The organism is Mesorhizobium sp. B2-2-3 (assembly GCF_006442405.1).
Classification (GTDB): domain Bacteria; phylum Pseudomonadota; class Alphaproteobacteria; order Rhizobiales; family Rhizobiaceae; genus Mesorhizobium.
Map to the genome: position 1 here is coordinate 238,535 of NZ_VFWC01000007.1, position 23,398 is coordinate 261,932.

General features: G+C 62.9%; 27 protein-coding genes and 1 tRNA gene. 18 read left to right on the forward strand and 10 right to left on the reverse strand.

Features of this window, described 5'->3' with window-relative positions:
• The first annotated feature begins 100 nt into the window (after window positions 1-100).
• The 3 genes from ribH to FJ951_RS15330 are packed head-to-tail and all read left to right on the forward strand — an operon-like array spanning window position 101 to window position 2,303.
• Complete coding sequence (ribH, locus tag FJ951_RS15320; protein WP_140515699.1) at window positions 101-595, forward strand: 6,7-dimethyl-8-ribityllumazine synthase; 495 nt, start codon at window positions 101-103, stop codon at window positions 593-595.
• On the forward strand, window positions 592-1,092 hold the full coding sequence (gene nusB, locus FJ951_RS15325; protein WP_140494035.1) for a transcription antitermination factor NusB: 501 nt from the start codon (window positions 592-594) through the stop codon (window positions 1,090-1,092). Before ribH ends, nusB begins: the two co-directional genes overlap by 4 nt.
• The gene (locus tag FJ951_RS15330; RefSeq protein WP_140494033.1) at window positions 1,089-2,303 is read left to right on the forward strand and encodes an MFS transporter; all 1,215 of its coding nucleotides are present in this window, start codon (window positions 1,089-1,091) and stop codon (window positions 2,301-2,303) included. Before nusB ends, FJ951_RS15330 begins: the two co-directional genes overlap by 4 nt.
• A 14-nt stretch (window positions 2,304-2,317) precedes the next feature.
• Here the strand turns inward: FJ951_RS15330 and FJ951_RS15335 are convergent, their stop codons facing one another.
• A complete protein-coding gene (locus FJ951_RS15335) occupies window positions 2,318-2,890 on the reverse strand; it encodes an NADPH-dependent FMN reductase (RefSeq protein WP_140494031.1) in 573 nt (190 codons plus the stop codon).
• 205 nt (window positions 2,891-3,095) lie between these two features.
• Here FJ951_RS15335 and FJ951_RS15340 point away from each other — a divergent pair, with 205 nt between their 5' ends.
• The 4 genes from FJ951_RS15340 (at window position 3,096) to FJ951_RS15360 (ending at window position 7,168) form a co-directional block, all read left to right on the forward strand.
• Window positions 3,096-4,007 carry an ABC transporter substrate-binding protein gene (locus tag FJ951_RS15340; RefSeq protein WP_140515701.1) on the forward strand — a complete coding sequence of 304 codons (912 nt, stop codon included), beginning with the start codon at window positions 3,096-3,098 and terminating at the stop codon, window positions 4,005-4,007.
• 316 nt (window positions 4,008-4,323) lie between these two features.
• Window positions 4,324-5,487, forward strand: a complete 1,164-nt coding sequence (locus FJ951_RS15350; RefSeq protein WP_140515703.1) for an ABC transporter permease — start codon at window positions 4,324-4,326, stop codon at window positions 5,485-5,487.
• Window positions 5,484-6,422: an ABC transporter ATP-binding protein gene (locus FJ951_RS15355; protein ID WP_140515705.1), complete on the forward strand. Its 939-nt coding sequence runs from the start codon at window positions 5,484-5,486 to the stop codon at window positions 6,420-6,422. Before FJ951_RS15350 ends, FJ951_RS15355 begins: the two co-directional genes overlap by 4 nt.
• Window positions 6,419-7,168: an ABC transporter permease gene (locus tag FJ951_RS15360; RefSeq protein ID WP_140494023.1), complete on the forward strand. Its 750-nt coding sequence runs from the start codon at window positions 6,419-6,421 to the stop codon at window positions 7,166-7,168. Before FJ951_RS15355 ends, FJ951_RS15360 begins: the two co-directional genes overlap by 4 nt.
• Before the next feature lie 25 nt (window positions 7,169-7,193).
• On the opposite strand, the gene FJ951_RS15365 is transcribed toward FJ951_RS15360, so the two are convergent.
• On the reverse strand, window positions 7,194-7,535 hold the full coding sequence (locus FJ951_RS15365) for a hypothetical protein (RefSeq protein WP_224519177.1): 342 nt from the start codon (window positions 7,533-7,535) through the stop codon (window positions 7,194-7,196).
• Between FJ951_RS15365 and FJ951_RS15370 the strand changes: the two genes are divergently transcribed.
• Window positions 7,507-8,007: a DUF2165 domain-containing protein gene (locus FJ951_RS15370; RefSeq protein ID WP_140515707.1), complete on the forward strand. Its 501-nt coding sequence runs from the start codon at window positions 7,507-7,509 to the stop codon at window positions 8,005-8,007. The two genes, FJ951_RS15365 and FJ951_RS15370, sit on opposite strands and share 29 nt — an antisense overlap.
• A 230-nt stretch (window positions 8,008-8,237) precedes the next feature.
• Entirely contained in the window at window positions 8,238-10,379 is a 2,142-nt protein-coding gene (locus FJ951_RS15375; RefSeq protein ID WP_140494017.1) for a sodium-translocating pyrophosphatase, read from the forward strand.
• Window positions 10,380-10,625: 246 nt separating this feature from the next.
• Here FJ951_RS15375 and FJ951_RS15380 read toward each other — a convergent pair whose 3' ends face one another.
• Window positions 10,626-11,141 carry an outer membrane protein assembly factor BamE gene (locus FJ951_RS15380; protein WP_140494015.1) on the reverse strand — a complete coding sequence of 172 codons (516 nt, stop codon included), beginning with the start codon at window positions 11,139-11,141 and terminating at the stop codon, window positions 10,626-10,628.
• Window positions 11,142-11,255: 114 nt separating this feature from the next.
• Here FJ951_RS15380 and FJ951_RS15385 point away from each other — a divergent pair, with 114 nt between their 5' ends.
• The 7 genes from FJ951_RS15385 to FJ951_RS15415 all read left to right on the forward strand — a co-directional run bounded on the left by FJ951_RS15385 (window position 11,256) and on the right by FJ951_RS15415 (window position 16,110).
• The gene (locus FJ951_RS15385; protein WP_140494013.1) at window positions 11,256-11,804 is read left to right on the forward strand and encodes a ubiquinol-cytochrome C chaperone family protein; all 549 of its coding nucleotides are present in this window, start codon (window positions 11,256-11,258) and stop codon (window positions 11,802-11,804) included.
• Window positions 11,801-12,349 (forward strand): DUF177 domain-containing protein, encoded by a 549-nt coding sequence (locus tag FJ951_RS15390; protein ID WP_140515709.1) that lies wholly within the window; start codon window positions 11,801-11,803, stop codon window positions 12,347-12,349. Before FJ951_RS15385 ends, FJ951_RS15390 begins: the two co-directional genes overlap by 4 nt.
• A gap of 119 nt (window positions 12,350-12,468) precedes the next feature.
• Window positions 12,469-13,539 carry a phosphate acyltransferase PlsX gene (plsX, locus tag FJ951_RS15395; protein WP_140494009.1) on the forward strand — a complete coding sequence of 357 codons (1,071 nt, stop codon included), beginning with the start codon at window positions 12,469-12,471 and terminating at the stop codon, window positions 13,537-13,539.
• Between the two features lie 9 nt (window positions 13,540-13,548).
• Window positions 13,549-14,520 carry a beta-ketoacyl-ACP synthase III gene (locus tag FJ951_RS15400; RefSeq protein WP_140494008.1) on the forward strand — a complete coding sequence of 324 codons (972 nt, stop codon included), beginning with the start codon at window positions 13,549-13,551 and terminating at the stop codon, window positions 14,518-14,520.
• A gap of 100 nt (window positions 14,521-14,620) precedes the next feature.
• A complete protein-coding gene (locus FJ951_RS15405; protein ID WP_140494007.1) occupies window positions 14,621-14,944 on the forward strand; it encodes an integration host factor subunit alpha in 324 nt (107 codons plus the stop codon).
• A 223-nt stretch (window positions 14,945-15,167) separates the two neighbouring features.
• Window positions 15,168-15,707: a MerR family transcriptional regulator gene (locus FJ951_RS15410; RefSeq protein ID WP_140515711.1), complete on the forward strand. Its 540-nt coding sequence runs from the start codon at window positions 15,168-15,170 to the stop codon at window positions 15,705-15,707.
• A 100-nt stretch (window positions 15,708-15,807) separates the two neighbouring features.
• The gene (locus FJ951_RS15415; RefSeq protein ID WP_140515713.1) at window positions 15,808-16,110 is read left to right on the forward strand and encodes a hypothetical protein; all 303 of its coding nucleotides are present in this window, start codon (window positions 15,808-15,810) and stop codon (window positions 16,108-16,110) included.
• A 282-nt stretch (window positions 16,111-16,392) separates the two neighbouring features.
• On the opposite strand, the gene FJ951_RS15420 is transcribed toward FJ951_RS15415, so the two are convergent.
• Both FJ951_RS15420 and FJ951_RS15425 read right to left on the reverse strand, forming a co-directional pair.
• On the reverse strand, window positions 16,393-16,578 hold the full coding sequence (locus FJ951_RS15420; protein ID WP_140494001.1) for a hypothetical protein: 186 nt from the start codon (window positions 16,576-16,578) through the stop codon (window positions 16,393-16,395).
• 220 nt (window positions 16,579-16,798) lie between these two features.
• Complete coding sequence (locus FJ951_RS15425; RefSeq protein ID WP_140515715.1) at window positions 16,799-17,410, reverse strand: hypothetical protein; 612 nt, start codon at window positions 17,408-17,410, stop codon at window positions 16,799-16,801.
• Between the two features lie 285 nt (window positions 17,411-17,695).
• On the opposite strand from FJ951_RS15425, the gene FJ951_RS15430 reads away from it, so the two are divergent.
• On the forward strand, window positions 17,696-17,980 hold the full coding sequence (locus FJ951_RS15430; protein ID WP_140493999.1) for a helix-turn-helix transcriptional regulator: 285 nt from the start codon (window positions 17,696-17,698) through the stop codon (window positions 17,978-17,980).
• Window positions 17,981-18,118: 138 nt separating this feature from the next.
• Entirely contained in the window at window positions 18,119-18,580 is a 462-nt protein-coding gene (locus tag FJ951_RS15435; protein ID WP_140515717.1) for a YbaK/EbsC family protein, read from the forward strand.
• Window positions 18,581-18,626: 46 nt separating this feature from the next.
• Here FJ951_RS15435 and FJ951_RS15440 read toward each other — a convergent pair.
• The 5 genes from FJ951_RS15440 to FJ951_RS15460 all read right to left on the reverse strand — a co-directional run bounded on the left by FJ951_RS15440 (window position 18,627) and on the right by FJ951_RS15460 (window position 23,358).
• A tRNA-Pro gene (locus tag FJ951_RS15440) sits at window positions 18,627-18,703 on the reverse strand.
• A gap of 36 nt (window positions 18,704-18,739) precedes the next feature.
• Window positions 18,740-20,029 (reverse strand): O-antigen ligase family protein, encoded by a 1,290-nt coding sequence (locus FJ951_RS15445; RefSeq protein ID WP_140515719.1) that lies wholly within the window; start codon window positions 20,027-20,029, stop codon window positions 18,740-18,742.
• Entirely contained in the window at window positions 20,026-21,561 is a 1,536-nt protein-coding gene (locus FJ951_RS15450; protein ID WP_140493986.1) for an undecaprenyl-phosphate glucose phosphotransferase, read from the reverse strand. Before FJ951_RS15450 ends, FJ951_RS15445 begins: the two co-directional genes overlap by 4 nt.
• A 93-nt stretch (window positions 21,562-21,654) precedes the next feature.
• Window positions 21,655-22,785, reverse strand: a complete 1,131-nt coding sequence (locus FJ951_RS15455; RefSeq protein ID WP_140515721.1) for a glycosyltransferase family 4 protein — start codon at window positions 22,783-22,785, stop codon at window positions 21,655-21,657.
• 9 nt (window positions 22,786-22,794) lie between these two features.
• Entirely contained in the window at window positions 22,795-23,358 is a 564-nt protein-coding gene (locus FJ951_RS15460; RefSeq protein WP_140493982.1) for a polysaccharide biosynthesis/export family protein, read from the reverse strand.
• Between the last annotated feature and the right edge of the window lie 40 nt (window positions 23,359-23,398).

Below are 23,398 nucleotides of genomic sequence, written 5' to 3' on the forward strand. Positions count from 1 at the left end.
TACAGACTGTCCGATCTCGGTACCCCGTCCCAATGAGGCAATCTTGTGCTTGCGATCAATCCGGCTTCGGCCTAAGTCACCGGCGATCCCGGAGACATTTATGGCTGGCACATCCCAACACGGCAAAGCGTTCATTCGCCCGAAGAAGAAGGCCCACCTTCTCGTTATCGAGGCACGCTTCCACGACGATCTTGCCGACGCGCTGCTCGAAGGCGCGACGAGCGCGCTTGACGAAGCGGGTGCGACCTACGACGTCGTCACCGTTCCAGGTTCGCTCGAAATTCCCGCCGTCATTACCTTCGCGCTGGACGGCGCGGCGGAAGGCGGCATGAACTATGACGGCTTCGTCGCGCTTGGCACCGTCGTCCGCGGGGACACCTATCACTTCGATATCGTCGCCAATGAATCCAGCCGCGCACTGATGGACCTGTCCGTGCAGGACTCGGTCTGTATCGGCAACGGCATCCTGACCACGGAAAACGACACGCAGGCCTGGACGCGAGCCAAGCGTTCGGAGGGCGACAAGGGTGGCTTTGCCGCGCGCGCGGCGCTGACCATGATCGCGCTCAAGGAACGACTGGGAGCGCGATCGTGAGCGACCCCGCTTCGCCCGGACAGCCCACGGTGCGCCACGCCAACAAGCGCGGCGCGGCGCGGCTTGCCGCCGTGCAGGCCCTCTATCAGATGGATGTCGCCGGCAGCGGCGTCTTCGAGATCACTGCCGAATACGAAGCGTTTCGCCTTGGCAAGGAAGTCGATGGCGCGCTTTACCGCGAGGCGGATGCCCAATGGTTCCGCGCCATCCTCACCGGTGTCGTCGAGGACCAGAAAACCATCGATCCGGTTATCCGCCAGGCGCTGACCGATGACTGGCCGCTGTCGCGCCTCGATTCGACACTGCGCGCAATCCTGCGCGCCGGTGTCTACGAACTGATGAAGCGCGAAGACGTGCCGGTGGCGGTGATCGTTTCCGAATACGTCGATATCGCCAAGGCTTTCTACGAGGAAGACGAGCCGAAGCTGGTCAACGCCGTGCTCGATCGCGTCTCCCGTCGGGTGCGTGGCGAGGGACGCGGCAAGGACGCTTCATGACGGCGGTCGCCATCGAGGCGGCCAGGGAGGCGCGGCGCACCGCGTTGATCCTCGCCGCCTCGCAGGCGATCATTGGTTCGGCAGCGCCCATCGCCATCTCCATGGGCGCGCTTGCCGGTCAATATCTGCTCGGCCCGGACAAGTCGCTGGCGACGGCGCCGATCACCGGCTTCAATCTCGGCGTGGCACTCGGTGCGCTGCCGGCGGCGGCCATCATCCGCGCCATGGGCCAGCGCGGCGGCTTCATGACCGGTACGATCGTCACCGCGCTTGGCGGTCTGGTCGCGACGCTGGCACTCTTCCATGGCAGTTTTTGGCTGTTTGCCTTCGGCCTGACGGTGATCGGTGTCGGTGGCGCCTTCGTCCAGCAGTTCCGCTTTGCCGCCGCCGACAATGCGCCGCCGCAGTTCAAGGCGCGCGCCATCTCCTTCGTGCTGGCGGGCGGCATCATCACCGCCATTCTCGGACCGCAGATCGTCATCTTCACCCGCGAGTTGTTCGCACCGGTGATGTTTGCCGGTTCGTTCGCATCCATCCTGGTGCTAGCCGCCGTCGGCGCGGCGATCCTGTCATTGCTGCGCCTGCCGGCGAGGGCCGCCGCCGGCGGAACGGAAATTGCCGGCAGCGATGCCCGGCCCTTGGCCGAGATCGTCACGCAGCCGCGTTTCGTCGCGGCACTCTTCTGCGCGGTCGGCAGCTATGCCCTGATGAGCTTCGTCATGACCGGCGCGCCGCTCGCCATGGTCGGCTGCGGCCTGTCGGAGGACGATGCGACGCTCGGCATTTCGTGGCATGTCATGGCAATGTTCGGGCCGAGCTTCTTCACCGGATCGCTGATCCATCGCTTCGGTGCTGAACGCATTGTCGCGGTCGGCCTCCTGCTGCTGATCGGCTGTGCGGTCGTCGCGCTGTCCGGCTTGGCGCTATGGCAATTCTGGACGGCGCTGATCCTGCTCGGCCTCGGCTGGAATTTCGGCTTCATCGGCGCCACGGCCATGGTCGCGGCAAGCTACCGGCCTTCCGAAAAGGGCAAGGTGCAGGGGTTCCACGACTTCGTCCTGTTCGGCTCCGTGGCCTGCGCCTCGCTGATGTCGGGCATGGTCTACAATGCCTGGGGCTGGACCATGCTGAACTGGATGATCTTTCCCGTCACCGTGCTATGCTTCGTCGCGCTCGGCGCGCTGAGGATTGCGAGCTTGCGTCTGGCTTGACGCCCAATTTGAATTTATGCGTCCGGCGGCAGAACCTGAAGCACTCGCGCTATGAACATGTGAAACTCAGCCATGTAGTTGCGCAGGAAGTCCTCAGTGGATTCGACCGTCACCTCGCCGTCGTCGGTGATCAGCCCCGGCGTGAACTGTATGTAGGCTTCAGGCGCGTTCATCTGGGGCGAATTGCAGAAACTCAGAACGCTTCGAAGGCTTTGTTGGGCAACGGCGGTCGCGATGGCGCCCGGCGATGTTCCGATGACAGCCGACGGTTTGCGCGCGAACGAATTCTTGCCGTAGGGCCGACTGGCCCAGTCGATTGCGTTCTTCAATCCACCAGGGATCGAGCGGTTGTACTCCGGGGTGACGAACAATACAGCCTGGACGGAGGCGATCGCCTTTTTGAAATCCCGGGCTGCCGGTGGGAAGTCGGCGTCATAGTCGTAGCTGTACAGTGGCAGATCCTTGAAGGCGATTTCGGTCATGTCGAGTTCGGGAGGGGCAAGTTGAACGAGCGCCTTCGCGAGCTTGCGGTTGATGGATTCCCGGGCAAGACTGCCGATGAGGTAACCGACTTTGTGTATGGCCATGACACGCTCTCCGTGTTTGCCACCCGCACCCTCACCGCATTATCCGCCAGATGGCAGCAGATCGCCAGCGTCGCGTCGCAATTGGCCTTCCGAACAAAAATATTGCGTCTGTACCACTTGTTATGAAACCGTGTGCCCCGACGAGACGTTGGAGCCGTGCTCATATGCGGCACCGAATTCCGGTTCACAGCAAGGGATTTTCACAATGTTTTCAATCAAGCTTCTGGCTGGCGCGGCGCTCGCGCTCGGCATCACGGCGGCATCGGCGAATGCTCAGGTGGTTGTTTCCTCAAAGATCGACACCGAGGGCGGCGTGCTAGGCAATATCATCCAGCTCGTCCTCAACGCCAACAACATCAAGACCACTGACCGCATCCAGCTCGGCGGCACGCCGGTGGTGCGCAAGGCGATCACCGCCGGCGAGATCGACATCTATCCCGAATACACCGGCAATGCCGCCTTCTTCTTCGAGAAGACCGACGACCCGGTTTGGAAGGACGCCGCCAAGGCCTATGAGACGGCCAAGAAGCTCGATTACGACGCCAACAAGATCGTCTGGCTGTCGCCGTCGCCGGCCAACAACACCTGGGCGATCGCACTGCGCAAGGAGGTGGCCGAAACCAATAAGCTCGCCACCCTGTCCGACTTCGGCAAATATGTCGCCGGCGGCGGCAAGGTGGTGCTCGCGGCCTCGGCCGAGTTCGTCAATTCAGCCGCGGCCCTGCCGGCGTTCCAGACCACCTACGGCTTCACGTTGAAGCCTGACCAGTTGATCACGCTCTCCGGCGGCGACACGGCCGCGACCATCGCGGCGGCAGCCAACCAGACCAATGGCGCCAACGCCGCCATGGTCTACGGCACTGACGGCGGCATCGCGCCCTCCGGGCTGGTCGTGCTCGATGACGACAAGGGCGTGCAGCCGGTCTACCAGCCGGCGCCGATCATCCGCGAGGCGGTGCTGAAGGAGCATCCCGAGATCGAGACGTTGTTGAAGCCGGTCTTCGCCAAGCTCGACCTCATCACGCTGCAGGAACTCAACGGCCGCGTCCAGGTCGGCGGAGAGCCGGTCAAGGGTGTGGCGGAAGACTTTTTGAAGAAGAATGGGTTCTTGAAGTAGTCAGCGCTTAGCTGACCGTGATGCTGGTGCGAGGCGCCCCCCTCTGGAAGCTGCCGATCTCCCCCCTTGCGGGGGAGATGTCCGGCAGGACAGAGGGGGGTGCTGTCCCGCCGACCTCTCAACTCGTCACAGCTGCGCGCTCGGACAGGACCGTTTTCGAACAAGCCGACGCTCGAAAGTTGGCGATCCTTCACACCCCCCTCTGGCCTGCCGGCCATCTCCCCCGCAAGGGGGGAGATCGGAAATCGCGTCGGCTTTCGCCAGTCGCCAGCCAACTGTGTACCTCGTGGCAGATTTCCCCCTTTGAGGGGCAGCCATGACCCTCCGCTTCGACAAGCTCGGCGTGGTCATCGCTGCGATCGCTGCCTATGCGGCTTTCGTAGCACCCTTCGCCACGTTCCGCGCCAATCGCATCGTGCCCGGCCAGGCGCGCTCGATCGTAGAGGCACTTCCGGCAATGGCCGGCCCGCTGCTTTTGGCCATCGTTGTCGCAGCCGCGCTTGTCGCGCTGCTGAAAACGCCGCTCGTCCTGCGCCTTGCCGCCAGCGTGATCACGCTGGCGGCTCTCGCGCTGTTGATCGGCGTCACCGGGACATTCCTGACCCCGGCAGGCAATACCTTCGCGCGCGTTTCGCCGGCCTCCGGGTTTTGGCTGCTGATCTTTGCCTTTACCCTCCTGCTGGCCGACGTGCTGACGAGAATGAACCTGTCTCCCTGGTCACGTGTCGGCGTGCTTGTCGTTGCCGCGCTCGCCATCGGGCTGCTGCTGATAACGGGATCCTGGGACAGCCTTTCGATCCTCAAGGAATATTTCAACCGTGCCGACAGTTTCTGGGCCGAGGGCGCCAAACATGTCACGCTGGCGCTTGGTTCGCTGGCGGCGGCGGTGATACTGGGCCTGCCGCTTGGCATCCTGTGCCATCGCGTCGAGCGCCTGCGCGCCGGCGTGCTCAACGTGCTCAACATCGTCCAGACCATTCCCTCGATTGCGCTGTTCGGCCTGCTGATCGCACCGCTCGGCTGGGTGGCGGCGCATGTGCCGGGAGCGGCCGCGCTCGGTATCCGCGGCATCGGAACGGCACCTGCGTTCGTGGCGCTGTTCCTCTATTCGCTGCTGCCGGTCGTCGCCAATACCGTGGTCGGCCTTGCCGGTGTGCCGCGTGCCGCCAATGACGCGGCGCGCGGCATGGGCATGACGGATCGCCAATGCCTGTTCGGCGTCGAGTTTCCGCTGGCCTTCCCAGTGATCCTCACCGGTATCCGCATCGTGCTTGTGCAGAACATCGGCCTCGCCACCATCGCCGCCCTGATCGGCGGCGGCGGCTTCGGCGTGTTCGTGTTCCAGGGCGTCGGCCAGACCGCGATGGACCTGGTGCTGCTTGGCGCCGTGCCGACGGTTGCGCTCGCCTTCGCTGCTGCCATCATTCTCGACGCGGTGATCGAAATGACCTCAACCAAGCGCAGGGCGGACCCCGCATGATCGAGATCGAAGGCATTACCAAGCGCTACGATGCGACCACGGTGGTCGATGAAGTCTCGATGATCATAGAGCCCCGCACCCTTTGCGTCATCGTCGGCACCTCGGGCTCCGGCAAGACGACGCTGCTTCGCATGATCAACCGGCTGGTCGAGCCGACTTCCGGCGTCATCAAGCTCGACGGCGCCGACAACCGCTCGGTGCCCGGCTACGAGCTGCGGCGCAGCATCGGCTACGCCATCCAGGGCCACGGCCTGTTCCCGCACCGAACGGTGGCGCAGAACATAGCCACCGTGCCGGTGCTGCTTGGCTGGGACAAGGATCGCATCAAGGCGCGCGTCGACGAACTGATGACGCTCTATCAGCTCGACCCGCAGGCCTACGGCCCGCGCTACCCGCACGAGCTCTCCGGCGGCCAGCAGCAGCGCGTCGGCGTCGCCCGCGCGCTCGCGGCCGAACCCAACGTGCTGTTGATGGACGAGCCGTTCGGCGCGCTTGACCCCATAATCCGCACCAAGGCGCAGGAAGACCTTCTTGCGATCCAGAGGCGCTTCGGCACCACCATCATCCTCGTCACCCACGACATGGAAGAGGCCGTGCATATGGGCGACAAGATCGCCGTCATGGATGCCGGCAAGCTGGTACAATATGCCAGGCCGGCGGAGATCCTGGCGAGGCCGGCCAGCGGCTTCGTCGAGACCCTGGTGGGCGCCAGCGAAAAACCGTTCCGGCTGCTGTCGCTCGGCCGCGTGCGCGACGCAGTCGAAAAGGGCGCGGCGGAAGGTGAGGCGATTCCTGGCGACGCCAGCCAGCGCGACGCGCTGGCCGAACTTCTCTGGTCCGGCCGCCCGGCGCTGCCGGTCAAGGATGCCGACGGCAAGCCGCTCGGTCGCGTTACCGTCGACGGCTTGGTGAAGCGTGCGGCGAGGCCGGCATGAAAGCCTGGCTGCCGTTGCTGCTCAGGCTTGCGCTGGTGGTGCTGCTGGTCGCTTTCGTCACCAGTCCCGGCTGGTTCGAGCCGCTGCTCAAGCCGCTGACCGAGAACGGCGCGCCGGTGATCTACAATCAGGGCAGCTTGCTGACGCTGATGCTGCTGCACCTGCGCACCGTGCTGATCGCCACGCTCGCCGCCACCATCGTGGCGGTCGCGCTCGCCATCCTGGTCACCAGGCCTGCCGGCGCCGAATTCCTGCCGCTGTCACGCAGCCTGGTCAATATCGGTCAGACTTTCCCGCCGGTGGCGGTGCTGGCGCTTGCCGTGCCGGCGGTCGGGTTCGGCGAGAAGCCGACGCTGATCGCATTGTTCCTCTATGGTCTGCTGCCGATCTTCGAGAACGCGCTGACCGGCCTGACGACGTTGCCCGGCAATGTCATGGAAGCGGCGCGCGGTGCCGGCATGACCGGTTGGCAAAGGCTGCTGAAGGTCGAATTGCCGCTCAGCGCGCCGGTCATCCTCGGCGGCATAAGGCTGTCGGTGGTTATCAGCCTGGCCACCGCCACCATCGGCTCGACGGTTGCAGCGAAGACATTGGGCGAGGTGATCATTGCCGGGCTCTTGTCCAACAATCTCGCTTTCATCTTGCAGGGCGGCCTGATCGTCGCCGCCTTGGCCGTGCTGATCTATGATGGGTTGTCGGCGGTCGAACGCTATGCCGCGCGGCGCATGGGGCGCCAGGCCGAGTAGGCTTCTGTCCCGGTGCTCCGATCTTTCAACGTCCACTTGAACGGGCAGGGTGGTCGAGCGTCAGTTCGAGTTCGATGCCTTGCTCTTTGCAGATCCAGCGGCGGCAGATGACGGCAAAGTCGTGTTGTGTGCCGGCTTTCACGAGCGAGACAAGATCACCCACGGCGCAATCGCTGCCGAGCTGGAGCGCCTCGATGGGTTCGGCGATGACTTGCTTGCCGGCATAATGTCTTGCGCTGGCCGTGAGCGTAATCAACACCCGCCTGCCAGTTGCGCGATCTTCGGGACTCGGCGATTGATTGGGCCGATGCCCCGATCCTTCAGCAGGAGTTCTTGCCATGACCTTGCGCTTCTCCAAGATCGTCATGTGTCTCTGTCTGGCGGCTTTCGCCTTTCTTGTCGCTTTCGGCAACGTCACCGATTACGGCTCAAACTTCGCCTTTGTCCAGCACGTGCTGAGCATGGACACGACCTTTCCCGGGAACGCGCTGATGTATCGCTCGATCACCGACCCCTCGCTATGGACGACGGGCTACTGGCTCATCATCGCCGGCGAGGCGCTGACCTGTCTGCTCTACCTGATCGCGGCCTGGAACCTGTGGCAAGCGCGCAATGCCAGCGGAGAGGTTTTCAACGATGCCAAGAAATTCGCCGTTATCGCCGCGACGATGGGATTCCTGATCTGGTATCTTGGATTTATGGTGGTGGGCGGCGAGTGGTTCGCCATGTGGCAATCGAGCATCTGGAACGGCCAGCAGAAGGCATTCATGTTCTACATGACCATGCTGGCGGTGCTGATCTTCGTCATCCAGCCAGACGGTGATCTGCGCCAAACCTGAGTGCTGATCCGTGATTTCAATCGATATAAAGCAGCAGCGGCATGGCGACACCTGCCGCCGTCTGGCTCTTTTGGGCGAAAGCCGGGCAAAAACCGAACAATATCTTGACGTTCGCGGCCCTGTTTCGCATACACCGCTGCGAAGAGGGGGATTCCGCGCACGGGATTCCGTCTTTGTCTCAACGGCCCAGGGAGGGGTTCTTTTGGGCCAGCAATCGAGGAAAACCCGGCATGACCATAATTTCCGCCGTCATCGCCTGCGGCCTGCTTTCTGTCCTTTACGCCATCTGGGCGACACGTTCGGTCCTCGCGTCGGACCAGGGCAATGCACGCATGCAGGAAATCTCCGCCGCCATCCGTGAGGGCGCGCAAGCCTATCTGGCGCGCCAGTACACCACCATCGCCGTCGTCGGCGTGGTCGTGCTGCTGCTCGCCTGGTGGCTGCTGTCCATCACCGCCGCGATCGGCTTCCTGATCGGGGCCGTGCTTTCGGGCGCGGCCGGCTTCATCGGCATGCATGTTTCGGTGCGGGCCAATGTTCGCACGGCACAGGCCGCTTCCAACAGCCTTGCCGCCGGCCTCGACATCGCATTCAAGTCGGGCGCCATCACCGGCATGCTTGTTGCCGGCCTTGCCCTGCTTGGCGTGTCGATCTACTACCTGATCCTCACCCATTTCATGGGGCTTCAGCCCAATGACCGTATCGTCATCGACTCGCTGGTTTCGCTCGGCTTCGGCGCCTCGCTGATCTCGATCTTCGCCCGTCTCGGCGGCGGCATCTTCACCAAGGGTGCCGATGTCGGCGGCGATCTGGTCGGCAAGGTCGAAGCTGGTATTCCCGAGGATGATCCGCGCAACCCCGCCACCATTGCCGACAATGTCGGTGACAATGTCGGCGACTGCGCCGGTATGGCGGCCGACCTGTTCGAGACCTATGCGGTGACAGTCGTCGCCACCATGGTGCTGGGCGCCATCTTCTTTGGCGGCACCGCGGTTCTGAGTGCCGCGATGCTCTATCCGCTCGCTATCTGCGGCGCCTGCATCCTGACCTCGATCGTCGGTACTTTCTTCGTCAAGCTCGGCTCCAACGGTTCGATCATGGGCGCGCTCTACAAGGGGCTGATCGTCACCGGCCTGTTGTCCATCGTGGGCTTGGGCGTCGCCACCTCGGCCACGCTTGGCTGGGGCGAGGTCGGCACTGTCGCCGGCATGGTCATCACCGGCAAGAACCTGTTCATCTGCGGCCTGATCGGCCTCGTGGTGACCGGTCTCATCGTCGTGATCACCGAGTACTACACCGGCACCAACAAGCGTCCGGTCAACTCGATCGCCCAGGCGTCGGTGACCGGGCACGGCACCAACGTCATCCAGGGCCTTGCGGTCTCTCTGGAATCGACGGCACTGCCGGCCATCGTCATCGTCGGCGGCATCATCTCGACCTATCAGCTCGCCGGCCTTTACGGCACGGCGATCGCCGTCACCACCATGCTCGGCCTTGCCGGCATGATCGTCGCGCTCGATGCCTTTGGCCCGGTCACCGACAATGCCGGCGGCATCGCCGAAATGGCCGGCCTGCCCAAGGAAGTGCGCCACTCCACCGACGCGCTCGACGCGGTCGGCAACACCACCAAGGCGGTGACCAAGGGCTATGCCATCGGTTCGGCGGGCCTCGGCGCACTGGTGCTGTTCGCGGCCTATTCGAACGACCTGAAATTCTTTGCCGCCAATGGCGACAAATATCCCTACTTCCAGGGCATGGGCGAGGTCTCCTTCGATCTTTCCAACCCCTACGTCGTCGCCGGCCTGATCTTCGGCGGCTTGATCCCGTATCTGTTCGGTGGCATCGCCATGACGGCCGTCGGCCGCGCGGCGGGCGCCATCGTCGAGGAGGTGCGCAAGCAGTTCCGTGACGACCCGGGCATCATGGCCGGCACGTCCAAGCCGAACTATGCGCGCGCGGTAGATCTTCTGACCAAGGCGGCGATCCGGGAAATGATCATCCCGTCGCTGCTGCCGGTGTTGGCGCCGCTCGTCGTCTATTTCGGCGTGCTGCTGATCTCGGGCTCGAAAGCGTCGGCCTTTGCGGCTCTCGGCGCCTCTCTGCTCGGCGTCATCGTCAACGGCTTGTTCGTCGCCATCTCGATGACTTCGGGCGGCGGCGCCTGGGACAACGCCAAGAAGTCGTTCGAGGACGGATTCACCGACAAGGACGGCATCAAGCACCTGAAGGGTTCCGAGGCGCACAAGGCCTCGGTGACCGGCGATACGGTCGGCGATCCCTACAAGGACACGGCCGGCCCGGCGGTCAACCCGGCGATCAAGATCACCAATATCGTGGCGCTCCTGCTGCTGGCGGTGCTGGCGCACGGCTGAGCGGCAAAGCTCGACATTGAAAACACCCGCGGGGAGCAATCCCCGCGGGTTTTTATTTGACGGCGGTTTTGGAAGGCGGAAAACGAATTTCAACGGCTGCGTCCGCGTCCTGCCGTCGCTGTCTGCCCATCGCCGACGAGCCGGCCTCTCCCGCCCCATGATAACAAAAACCCGTGGGATCGCTCCCACGGGTTTTTGGTCGCCTGAGATGGTGCTGCCATCCCCAAGGGGAAGGCGGGTCTGAGATCAGGGAGTGCCGCCGCCGGGAATGCCGGGCGCCAGCTTGCTGGCGCCGTTGATGATCTGGCTGAGGAAGTTCTGGTCCTTGCCGCCAGTCGGCGTGGTGCGCGAGATGAAGTCGAAGATCTTGCCGTCCTTCAGGCCGTAATTGGCGATCTGGGTGACCCGCCCATCGGCCCCGAAATAAACCGCCAGCACATGCTGATCGATCAGCCGGGGCTTGTCGAAGGCGACATAGCGCTTGCGAGTCTGCGAGATGTAGTAAAAGGCTTCATTGTCGAAGGTCGCCGTCGTCGAGGGCGTGCCGAGCGCGAGCAGCACCTGCTCGCGGCTTGAGCCGACCGGCACCGAATCGATCGCCTGCTGATCGATGACATACCCCTGCGTCAGCGTTTCGCTGGGGTTCAGATCACCGATCATCTTGGAACTGTTGCAGGCCGAAAGCGCCGCAATGATGGCCAGCAGCGAGATCGCGCCAGCGGGCCTGGAAGAGAAGGTCGACTTGAAATTCAGCGCGCGCAACAACAATTCTCCACTATATCGCCGCAACTTGCGCTGGGCCGCAAAACCGGTAAACCAGCTTGCTTGCCGATGCAACAAGGCCAATTCAACAAACGGTCCCCGGAGACCATCCCCATGTTCCAGCGCCTTTTTGGTCGCGAACGCCACGCCAACCGCGCCATCACCGACGCGCTTTACGCACAAATCGTGGCGGCCGCGCGGCAGACCGTATTTTATTCCCACTGGAATGTGCCGGACACGCCGCTTGGGCGTTTCGAAATGCTGTCGCTGCACATGTTCCTGGTCCAGCACCGGCTGCGTGGGGAAGACGGCGTGGCGCAGGAGATCGCGCAGGTGCTGATCGACGAGTTTTTCCTCGACGTCGACCATTCGCTGCGGGAACTCGGCATTGGCGATGTCGGAGTGCCCAAGCGCATGAAAAAGCTGGCGAAGATGTTTTATGGCCGCACCGCCGCCTATGACGACGCATTGGAGCGCAATGATCATGATGGGCTCACCGCCGCCCTTGCACGCAATGTCCGGCCCGACGCCGCGGCCTGGGCGGAAGCGTCACGACTGTCCGACTATGTCGCCGATGCCCGCAATCGGCTGGCCACGCAGCCGTGCCGGGCGATCGTCTCCGGCACGGTGACCTTTCCGCTCGCCCAGGAGGCAGATCGATGAAGCACGCCGATCCGCAAAGTCCGGTATCGTTTTTTGCCAACGTCGCCCGCCTGCCGCAGAAGGGCTTGCCGGTGGTCATCGAGGCCGACGCCACCCAGCGCGCGACACTCGCCGAAGAGCACAGCTTGCTCTCGGTCGAAGCCTACCGTGCCGAATTCCTGGTGACGCCGTGGAAACGCAATGGCGTGAAGGTCAGCGGCCGGGTCGAGGCCGACATCACCCAGGCCTGTATCGTCACGCTCGATCCGGTCGGGGCGCATATCGACGAATCATTCGAGGCTCTGTTCCTGCCCGAGGATTCCAAGCTTGGACGACAGGGATTCGAAGGCGGCGGCGAGATCCTGCTCGACGCGGATGGACCTGACAGTCCCGAAACATTTTCAGGCGACACGATCGATGTCGGGGCACTCGCCGAGCAGTTCTTCGGACTGGCCATCGATCCTTATCCGCGCAAGCCGGGTGCGTCGCTTGATGCCGGCCGCGAGGCCGAACCGGTGGAGAATGAATTTCAGCAGAAACTGCGGTCGCTGTTGGGAAAATCCTGAAAACCTCACCCGCGACGGAAAAGTCGGTTGTGCGAATGTCCAAAACCGCTATTTTCGCCGAACCTTCGCGATCACTAAAACGATCCGCCGCCTAAGCAAAACCGTGAGATGAATACCGCGTGATCAGGATTTCCATCGATGCCATGGGCGGCGATCACGGACCAGCCGTGGTCATTCCGGCGCTCATGACGGTCGCGACCCGCCGTCCCGACGTCCGCTTCGTCATCTACGGGCGGGAGGAGGCCGTACGACCCGAACTGGCCAAATTTCCCAAGCTGGCCGGTGTGAGCGAATTCTTCCACTGCGAGGTGGCCGTCAGGATGGACGACAAGCCGAGCCAGGCACTGCGCCATGGCCGCTGGAAGTCATCGATGTGGAAGGCTGTCGAGGCGGTCAAGTCGGGTACGGCGGACGCCTGCGTCTCGGCCGGCAACACCGGCGCGCTGATGGCGATGTCGAAATTCTGCCTGCGCACCATGGCCACCATCGACCGCCCGGCGATCGCGGCACTTTGGCCGACGCTGCGCGGCGAAAGCGTGGTCCTCGACGTCGGCGCCACCATTGGCGCGGATGCGCACCAGCTCATTGATTTTGCCATCCTTGGAACCGGCATGGCCCGATCGGTCTTCGGCGTCTCGCGGCCCAGTGTCGGCCTGCTCAATGTCGGCGTCGAGGAGATCAAGGGCCAGGAAGAGGTCAAGGAGGCTGGGCGCATGCTGCGTGAAGCCAATATGGCCTCGATGAACTATCACGGTTTCGTCGAGGGCGACGATATCGGCAAGGGCGTGGTCGACGTCGTCGTCACCGAAGGCTTCGCCGGCAACATCGCCCTGAAGACGGCGGAAGGCACGGTGCGCCAGATTGGCGGCTACCTGCGGGCGGCGATGAGCCGTACGCTGATGGCCAGGATCGGCTATATCTTCGCCAAGGGCGCGTTCGATCGCCTGCGCGAAAAGATGGATGTCGGCCGCTCCAATGGCGGCGTTTTCCTGGGGCTGAACGGCATTGTGGTGAAAAGCCACGGCGGCGCCGATTCGGATGGTTTCGCCGCCGCCATCGAACTCGGCTACGATATGGTGCGCAACAATCTGCTCGACCGCATCGAGGCCGACCTGGACTTGTTCCATGCGCGCAATCCGCATGCCCAGACATCTAGGAAATCCGACGTCGTCAGCGACGCAAAGGAATAGGAAAGAACTTTGATCAGATCAGTCGTGCGCGGCATGGGCGCCGCGCTGCCCCGCCGCATCATGAAGAATGCCGACTTTGAAGGCATGGTCGAAACCTCGGACGAGTGGATCGCCCAGCGCACCGGCATCCGCCAGCGCCATATCGCGGCCGACGACGAGACCACCGCTTCGCTGGGTGAGGCGGCGGCGCGCGCAGCGCTCGCCGATGCCGGCCTGACGCCCGGAGACATCGACCTGATCGTGCTGGCGACCTCGACGCCCAACAATACTTTTCCGGCCACGGCCGTCGAGATCCAGAACCGGCTCGGCATGCATCACGGCTTTGCCTTCGACCTGCAGGCGGTATGCTCGGGCTTCGTCTATGCGGTAACCACGGCCGACCTCTATATTCGCGGCGGCTTGGCCAAGCGCGTGCTGGTGATCGGCTCGGAAACCTTTTCGCGCATCCTTGACTGGACCGATCGCTCGACCTGCGTACTGTTCGGCGACGGCGCCGGCGCCCTGGTTCTTGAAGCCGGTGAAGGGGGCGGCAGTATTGCCGACCGCGGCGTGCTAGCGATGAGCCTGCGCTCCGACGGCGCGCACAAGGACAAGCTCTTTGTCGACGGCGGGCCTTCGACGACGGGAACGGTGGGCTACCTCAGGATGGAAGGCCGCGAGGTCTTCAAACATGCGGTAGGCATGATCACCGACGTCATCGAGGCGACGTTTTCGCAGGCCGGCATCACCGCCGACGACCTCGACTGGTTCGTGCCGCATCAGGCCAATAAACGGATCATTGACGCTTCCGCCAGGAAGCTCGGGATAGCTGAGGAAAAGGTGGTGGTGACGGTCAATCTGCACGGTAACACCTCGGCTGCTTCCGTGCCGCTGGCGCTTTCCGTGGCTGTTGCCGATGGCCGCATCAAAAAGGGCGACCTTGTGCTTCTGGAAGCGATGGGCGGCGGCTTCACCTGGGGCGCGGTTCTGCTTCGCTGGTAAGTGCCGAACGGTCCGGTTCGGTCCTTGACCTTGCCGGATCAATTACTTAGGCTCTGCCGCTGTTGTGTCGATTTTATGTTTGAGCTGATGGGACGGTCGCATGGGGGGAAAGACACTTACGCGCGCCGACCTTGCCGAAGCCGTTTACCGCAAGGTAGGTTTGTCGCGCACTGAATCGGCGGAACTTGTCGAGGCGGTGCTGGACGAGATCTGCGAGGCGATCGTCCGTGGCGAGACGGTGAAACTGTCGTCTTTCGCGACGTTCCACGTCCGCTCCAAGAACGAGCGCATCGGGCGCAATCCCAAGACCGGCGAAGAGGTGCCGATCCTGCCGCGCCGGGTGATGACCTTCAAGTCGTCGAACGTGCTGAAGAACCGCATCTTGCGCTCCCACCAGAGCGGCAAGGCAAAGGGCGGCAAGTAGGCTCGCTGCAAATGCACGGTTGAAAACAGGCCTTGCGATGATGCCGGGCTTGAATATTGCCTCACAAACCGCTGAAATGAGACCCGATTCGGCAACATGGCCGGATTGGTGTTCCGCGTGATCGTTACGCGCGGCCGGAATGAGCTCCCTCCTGTCGAGGGAATTTCATTCGAACGCCGGTTCCCATGTCCCGGGATCATGCTCCAGTGTGAGGATTTCGCCCATGGACAAGAGCCCTGACGCCTTTCGCACCATCAGCGAGGTCGCCGAAGACCTCGATCTGCCGCAGCACGTGCTGCGCTTCTGGGAAACGCGTTTCAACCAGATCAAGCCGATGAAACGCGGCGGCGGCCGCCGCTACTACCGGCCGCAGGATGTCGAACTGATCAAGGGCATTCGCCATATGCTCTACGACCAGGGCTACACCATCAAGGGCGTGCAGAAGCTGTTGCGCGAAAACGGCAACCATTTCCTGGTTGCCATCGGCAATGGCGATATGGCCGCCGTCGAGGCGATCTCGCAACGAAAGCAGGCCGACCAGGTGCCGTTGACGGCGGCAGCGCAGCCGCGCGGCGGAGATGACGAACTGGTTGGCCAGCCGAGGGTCAAGCCCAGCCGCCGTTTCTTCGGTCTTGGCAAGAGCGAGGAGGAAGGCCCGGTCCAGCCGGACGCTTCGAAACTGTCGCGGGACAATCGCGCGCTGTTGCAGGAAGCGTTGTTCGACCTCCTCGAATGCAAGCGCCTCCTCGACCAAGTGCGCTGACGGGCAACCGGCCGGCGCCTGAAGAACGGGAACCCGCCTTTGGGTGATGCGTTACGTTTTCTTGAGCAAGACAAGGCTTGAGCAGACAAGGAAACGCATCATGGCATTATTCTCGACCCTCTCGGACGTCGATCTCGACAGGCGGGTCGCTGCACTCTCCAGGGAATTGGCGGCCCTGAAGAAGGCTGCGTCCAGGCGGGGCGGCGCCTATTACGAAGACGGTCGCGACGCGGCGCTTGACACGTATTCCGACCTTGCGGAACGTCTGCACGATGCGTTGCCGGCGATCCGCGAGCGGGGCAGGGCGATCGAGAAATCCGCCCGCGAGCATCCGGCGACGGCCGCGGCGATCGGCTTTGTGGTGCTTGGTCTGGTCGCCAGTCTGCTGTTCAGCCGGCGCTGACCTTATTTTATTCCTCGGTTCCGCTGGATCGGTGCGCGGGCGATTCATGTTGCCCGAAAGTGCACCCGGTTTAGGACAGCGGCGCCTGTGGGTGCCACGAAAAAAGGGCCATAGCCCCAGCTTGTCGGTCTGCAGCACGAACAGGGTTTTTTTCGTCAGAGCAGGCGCTCGTTGTAGCGCTGCGAGATCGCGCTGATACGGCGCGTATCCGGAGGAAACCAGGAGAAGACCGGCTTCGAACAAGAAGCCAAAGCCGGTCTTCTCATTGGCAGTCGGTTAAGCTCAGGCCTTCTTGCCCATAACCTTGTGGTGGTGGTGATGATGGTAGTGGTGGCTGCGATGGTGCTTGCGATGATGACGATGATGCTTGTGCATCGGCGCCGCATCAGCGCTGGTCGCGCCGAGGATTGGCATGGTGAATGCAAGTGCAACTGCAAGCCCGAGGGCCGAGAGGAGGGACTTCTTCATGGATATCTTCCTTTTTTCGCAGGCAATCTGAATCAGGCCAACAGCCTGTTCGCCGCGAGCGGGATTACGCTCCCGATTTTTTTCGTCAGTATTTCCCGAATATAGAATTTTGTTTCTGGAATGTGTCTGGCGGCGCAGGCTGTGGGCTCCGCCGACAGGCTGAGCCCACAGCGCCGATGAGCGGGAGAAATTTCGGTACGGGGCCGCAGACGCAACCGGCTTACATGGGCGGGACCACGCCATTGTTGCCGACCACGACGCGGTTGGCACTCAGCGTGCCGTCGGCGCCGCGCGTCGCGGTGACCACGACGGGCGCGCCGGGCTTGAGATCGCCCGGCGTGGCCGGCGCGAAGGTGACGACCGGCGTCTTGTCGGGGATTGAGATCTTCTTTGTCTGGCCGTTGTCATAGGTCAGCGTCGCCGCGCGGCCATTCACGTCGGTCACGTCGGCGACGGTGCCGTTGGTCATGCGGCTGTTGGGCTTGAGGTCCCAGGCGCGGTCGCCTTCGCCCGTGCCTTTCAAGGCTGCGGGAAACACCACGACCTCGAGCGCGCCGCTGCCGCCATCGGCTTTCGACACGGATGCTATGCCGAGGAAATCGCCGAGCTTGATGTCCTTTACCGACGCGCCCGCGACACCCGATATCTTCCATCCGGCAGCGAGCTTGATCTTATCCAAGCCACCCTGGCGGTTTTTCACCGTCAGCTGGGATTGGTCGGAACTGGCCACGACGCCGCGCACCCGCACCGTGTCTGCCGCCGGCGCGCTGGTTGCAGCAAGGCCAAGGCTGGAAAGCGTGCCGAGCACGATCATGATTGTCCGCAATTTCATCGCATTGATCCTTTCAGGAAAATGACAGCCGCGCCGGCAACGTCTTGGGTTTCGCGCCGGCGCAATTGAACCAACGAACGGGGTCGTAAAAATCATCGAGGGACGAGGTGATCAGGTGTTCAAAAGAACTTGATCGAGAGCGGTTGCGAGCGGCGTCCGCCAGGCATGGTTCACGATGCTGTGACGGCCAGTTTGTGACTTGGCAAATCACCCGCAAGCGGGCATGTTCTCGCCGTCTCAGGCAACACCATTTTCATCAAACTCTTTCAGCCAACGGAGTTGCCAATGCCATACAGTGCAAAGCGCGAACCCCTCCCGGAACTGGTTGCCAGCGAAGCCGGGCAAGGCCATAGCGCCCTCAGAACGATTCGGGAAACCAGGGGATACAGTGTCGAGGAGCTTTCCCTGACAACCGGTCTGTCGGTCGACGAAATCGAGGATATCGAGAACGGCAGGACGGCCGATCCGTCGCAACTGCGCCGTATTGCGTCGGCGCTTCGGCTTCCTCAGGAGGCGCTGCTCGGCACGGCCGTGCAGGCGCGGGCCGCGCAAGACCGCCCCGCGCTGTAGCGCCAGTGCCATGCATGTTCGAAAACCCGCCGGGGACCTTGGCGGGTTTTCTGTTTGCCGTGACTGAAGGCTTCGGCACGTGTTTATGGACGCGCCGGCCTAGCTTGCTGCTTCGTCATTTCGATCCGCGGGGTTTCGATGAGCTTGGAATCCGTTCGTGCCTTCTTTGCCAGCAAGGCGCCTGACATCGACGTGATCGTGACTGACGCGAGTTCGGCAACCGTAGCATTGGCTGCGCAGGCGCACGGCGTGTTGCCGGCGCAGATCGCAAAGACGATCTGCCTTCGCGTCGGCGAACGCACCATGCTGATCGTGACCAGCGGCACCGCCAGGCTGGACAATCGCAAGTTCAAGGATCGGTTCGGCAGTAAGCCGCGCATGCTGGAGGCCGCTGAGGTTATCGAGGCAACCAGCCATCCGGTCGGCGGTGTCTGCCCGTTCGGCCTGCCGGCGCCGCTGCCGGTCTATTGCGACGTGTCGCTGCGCGGTTTCGAAGAGGTGGTGCCCGCCGCCGGCGCCACCAACGCGGCGGTGCGCATCGCACCGCAACGCATGGCTGATCTCACCGGCGCCGAATGGGTCGATGTGTGCCAGGGGTAGATGGCGATCGATGAGACGGACTTTGGGGGTAAGTCCTTGTTTAAAATGGTCGGAGTGGCCGGATTCGAACCGACGACCCCTTGACCCCCAGTCAAGTGCGCTACCGGGCTGCGCTACACTCCGGACCGGTCGCGATGTATCGTGATAACCCCGCTCGGGTCAACCGAAATTCGGCGCTTGTCGCGCTGGTGTGAATGCGATGGCTGTTGAGCCCGGCATCGCCAGCCGTAATTGCCGCTGATGACGGTGTTCCAGCGCGATCGCGCCCCAGACCAATCCGAGCAGCAGGTAGACGTGGCGCCAATGGTCGATATCGATGAAGGTGCCGAGCCCGACATTGCCGATGAAGGCGACATAGGCGCACAGGAGATAGGGCTGCCATGGCCGGTCGCGCAGCAGGATGCGGAATCCGGCACATGTCGTCCAGATGACGAGCGTCAGGAACGATACGAAGCCGAGCCAGCCATAGTCCATCAGCATCTTCAGCCAGATGTCGTGGGTGTCCTCGCCGAAGATGGTGCCGAACACCAGAGGCCCGATGCCGAACGGGTGCTCCATCGCCATCTGGAAGCCGATCGCATAACGGGCGAAGCGGCCGAGGCGGGCGGTGTCGTAGCTCTGTTCGAGATGGGCACGGTTGGAGAACATCTCCGCCACGCCGGGCAGCTGCAGGATGACGATCATGGCGATCGTCAGCAGCGACAGTGCCGCGATGGTCATCACCACCACGCGCAGCCGGAACATGCCGCTGTTGCTCTGCAGGAACAGGCAGCCGGTGAGCAGAACGGCAGAGACGGCAAACATGCCCCAGGCGCCGCGCGAGAAGGAGAAGAAGATGCCTGATGTGATGATGAGCAGCGGCACCGCCAGCAGCGGCATGCGCGAGACCGGCCCGGTCAGCAGCAGATAGAGCAGATAGATGCCGGGCAGAACCAGGAACGGCCCGAACACGTTCGGGTCCTGGAAGGCGCCTGCGGCGCGGTCGTATTTGGTGAACATCTCCGCGCCCGGGAAGGCATGGAAATACCCTGCTATGCCGAGTAGCGAAGTCATCACCGCGGATATCACATAGGCAATGAAGATCAGCCGGTAGAGGCTCGGCTGCGTGGCGGTGACCGATGCGAAGAAGACCGCGCTGAAGGCGAGAAACAGCGACACTGCAAGGTAGAGCGGCGTGTTGGCGAGGTCCGACATCTGCGTCATGGCGATCATGCCGCCGATATTCATCGTCACCAGAAGCACCAGCAGCGGCGCGGCCGCGTGCGAAATCCTCAAACCGAAAAGCGCCCAGATGGCGATCAGGCCGGCCATGTAGATTTCGTAAGGAGCCGGCTCGCTGATGACGAAGCCGGAAAGCAGGATGCCGAGCCCGACCGCGCCCGAGGAAATCAGCGCGATCAGCTTCGCATTGACCGCCGCGCGCGGCAGGTCATGGGTGACCGCGCTCAATAGGCGTTTTCCGTGTTGAGCAGCCGGATCGGCGTCAGGAACAGGATCCGCAGGTCGAACAGCATCGACCAGTTCTCGATATAATAGAGGTCGTATTCCGTCCGCATCCGGATCTTCTCATTGGTGTCCATCTCGCCGCGCCAGCCATTGATCTGCGCCCAGCCGGTGACGCCGGGCTTGACCTTGTGGCGCGCGAAATAGCCGTCGACCACTTCGTTGTAGAGCAGGTTGTGCGACTGCGCGGCAATCGCGTGCGGCCGCGGGCCGACCAGCGACAGCGAACCCAAGAGCGAATTGAAGAACTGCGGCAGCTCGTCGATCGAGGTCTTGCGGATGAAGCGGCCGACGCGGGTAACGCGCGGGTCGTTCTTGGTGACCGTCTGTCTGGCGGTCGGGTCCGACCGGTCGGCATACATCGAGCGGAATTTGTAGACTTCGATCACCTCATTGTTGAAACCATGCCGCTTCTGGCGAAACAGCACCGGTCCCTTGCTGTCGAGCTTGATGGCGATAGCGGTCGCCAGCATCACCGGTGAGAACACGACGATGCCGATCAGGCTGAAAACGATGTCGAAGGCGCGCTTGGCCACCGAATCCCAGTCGTTGATCGGCTTGTCGAAGATGTCGAGCATCGGCACCGAGCCGATGTAGGAATAGGCGCGTGGACGAAACTGCAGCGCGTTCGAATGCGCCGACAGCCGGATGTCGACCGGCAGCACCCACAGTTTCTTCAGCAATTGCAGCACGCGCGACTCGGCGGTCAGCGGCAGCGACACGATCAGCATGTCGATGCGGGCGATGCGGGCGAATTCGATCAGCTCCGAGATTGTGCCGAGCTTGGGATAGCCGGCGACGATAGGCGGCGAGCGTTTGTCGCTGCGATCGTCGAAAATGCCGCAAATGCGGATGTCGTTGTAGGGCTGCCTCTCGACCGAGCGGATCAGGACCTCCGCTGCCTTGCCGCCGCCGACGATGACGGCGCGCCGCTCCATGTGGCCGTCGCGCGCCCAGCGCCGGATCAGCTTCGACATCACCAGCCGCAGGCCGAAGATGAGAATGAAACCGACGGCGAACCAGGTGCCGAACAGCAATCGTGAATAGTTTTCAGATATCTTCATCACGAATGCCGTCAGCGCCATGAGGGCGAACGTGCCGGCCCAGACCAGCAGCAAACGTCCAAAATTGGCGATCGGCCGCATGAGCGAGACGATCTGGTAGCAATCGGTGACGTCGAGCAGCACCACTGCAAGGAACGACGCGGCGGCGATCGTCAGCGGATATTGCCAGGCGAAATAGTTGAAGAAGCCGACAAAGTAGAAATAGACGCCGAGGCCGGAAAGGAACAGCACTGCGAACTCGACCATCCGCAGGACGCCGCTGACCATGATCGGCGACATCGTATCGCGCCGGTATTGCGAGGCGACCTGACGGGCGACATCATTCATGCCGCCCGGCATGCCGCCATCGGTCGGGGTGTCGAGTTTGCGCACAGCCTCTGCCGAAAAGCGGTGCACGGGATCGATCTCGTTCATGGGATTTCCGCAAGCTTCCCCCAGGCAATAGCAAAAGAGAGCTAAGAAACCCTTGAAACAACGCGTGGCTTTGGAAGGGCTTGGGCCGGTGGTTTATTTGGCCAGCGCCGCGAAATACGCTTTCTCGATCTCGGCAGCCATGACATCGGCTCCGAAGCGTGCCTCCAGATCGGCGCGATCGGGCATCAGTTTTCGATAGGCGGCGGGATCGGCCAGCGCTTCGGCGATCTTGTCGGCAAGCTGCAACGGATCAGGTCTGATCAGGGCAGGGGAATCGGCGCCGAAGATCTCCGGTATGCCGCCAACGGCCGTGGCGATCATCGGTTTTCCCGCCGCCAGCGTCTCGAGCACGACATACGGCAATGCTTCGGCGCGCGAAGGAACGACGACCAGCGCGCCCAGCGCAAAGGCATCCCTGGCCGGCATCGGCGGCAGGAAACGCACATTGCCGTCAAGCCCGAGCCGCCTCACTTGCGCGCGGTACCGAGGCAGGTTGTCGCCGTCGCCCACCATGACCGCGCCCAGCGGGCGTCCGAGCCGTGTCCCCGCAAGGGCCAGCGCGTCGATGAAGATGTCGGGTCCCTTGAGGTCACGCATCATGCCGATGTAGAGCAGGTCCACCATTCCGGGCTTCTCCGGAACGGGGTCGAACTCAGCCGCGCGCAGGCCATTGTAGATCAGCGCGTTCGGAATGGGCGCCTCGCCGACCTTCCTGCGATAGGTGCGTCGCTCATAGTCCGAGACGAACAGCAGACAGTCGGTGAAGTGAGCCATGGATCGCTCGAGCGCGAAGAACAGCTTTCCCGTGAACGTGCTCTCGTCATAGTGGAGAGAACCGCCATGCGGCGAATAAAGGCGGGCTACGCGAGACCTTGATACCCGCAACAGTGAGCCGAACAGACGGGCATAGGCGCCACCCTTGGCGCCGTGCCCGTGCAGCACGTCCGGCCGCAATTCCTTGATGATTCCGTAGGTGCGCCAGGCCGAGGCGAGATCCCCCAGTCCGACATGGCGCTGCATCGGCGTGCGATGGATGCCGAGCGCCAGCATGGCCTTCATCCGCTCGAACAGGCGCTCCTCGTATTCCCCGCCTGTGGTCGAATCGCACACGATGCCGACCGAATGGCCGGCGGCGACCTGAGCTTCCGCGAGGTCCCGCACATGCCGAAAGATCCCGCCGACAGGTGAACGAAAGCAATGGACGATCCTGAGTTTGTCCGCCACGTGTGTTCGTCAGAACAGACGTTCGCGCACATAGACAGTATCTCCGGGCAGCAGCGGGTCCGACGTAACAACCCGGCCGGTCATCACCTTGCCATTGATATCTCGGGTGATGTCGACGCTTTCCTGGTTGGCGCGCGGCGTGAAGCCGCCGGCAATGGCGACGGCTTTCTGAACGGTGAGGCCGGGCACATAGGAATACTGGCCGGCGGCGCCCACTTCGCCCATGACGAAGATAGGCCTGTAGCGGTCGATCTCGACGGAAACGTCAGGATCGCGCAGATAGCCTTGGCGCAATTTGTCGGCGATTTCCTTTTCCATCTGCTGGGCGGTGTGGCCGCGGGCCGGCACGGCACCGACCAGCGGGAAGGAGAGATATCCGGACTGGTCGACACTATAGGTGTTGGTCAGCCCGTCCTGCTCGAACACCGTGACGCGGACGCGGTCGCCGGCGCCCAGGCGATAGGGTTGATCGAGCACCTCGTGGAAGGCGGCCGGCGTCGGCCGGTAGCTGGAGCAGCCGGCAAGCATCGACACGGCAAGCAGCGCGCGAAAGAGGGAAGCAGTGCTTTTCATGACAGGACACATACCTTCGACTGGCCGCTGCGGCGTCGCA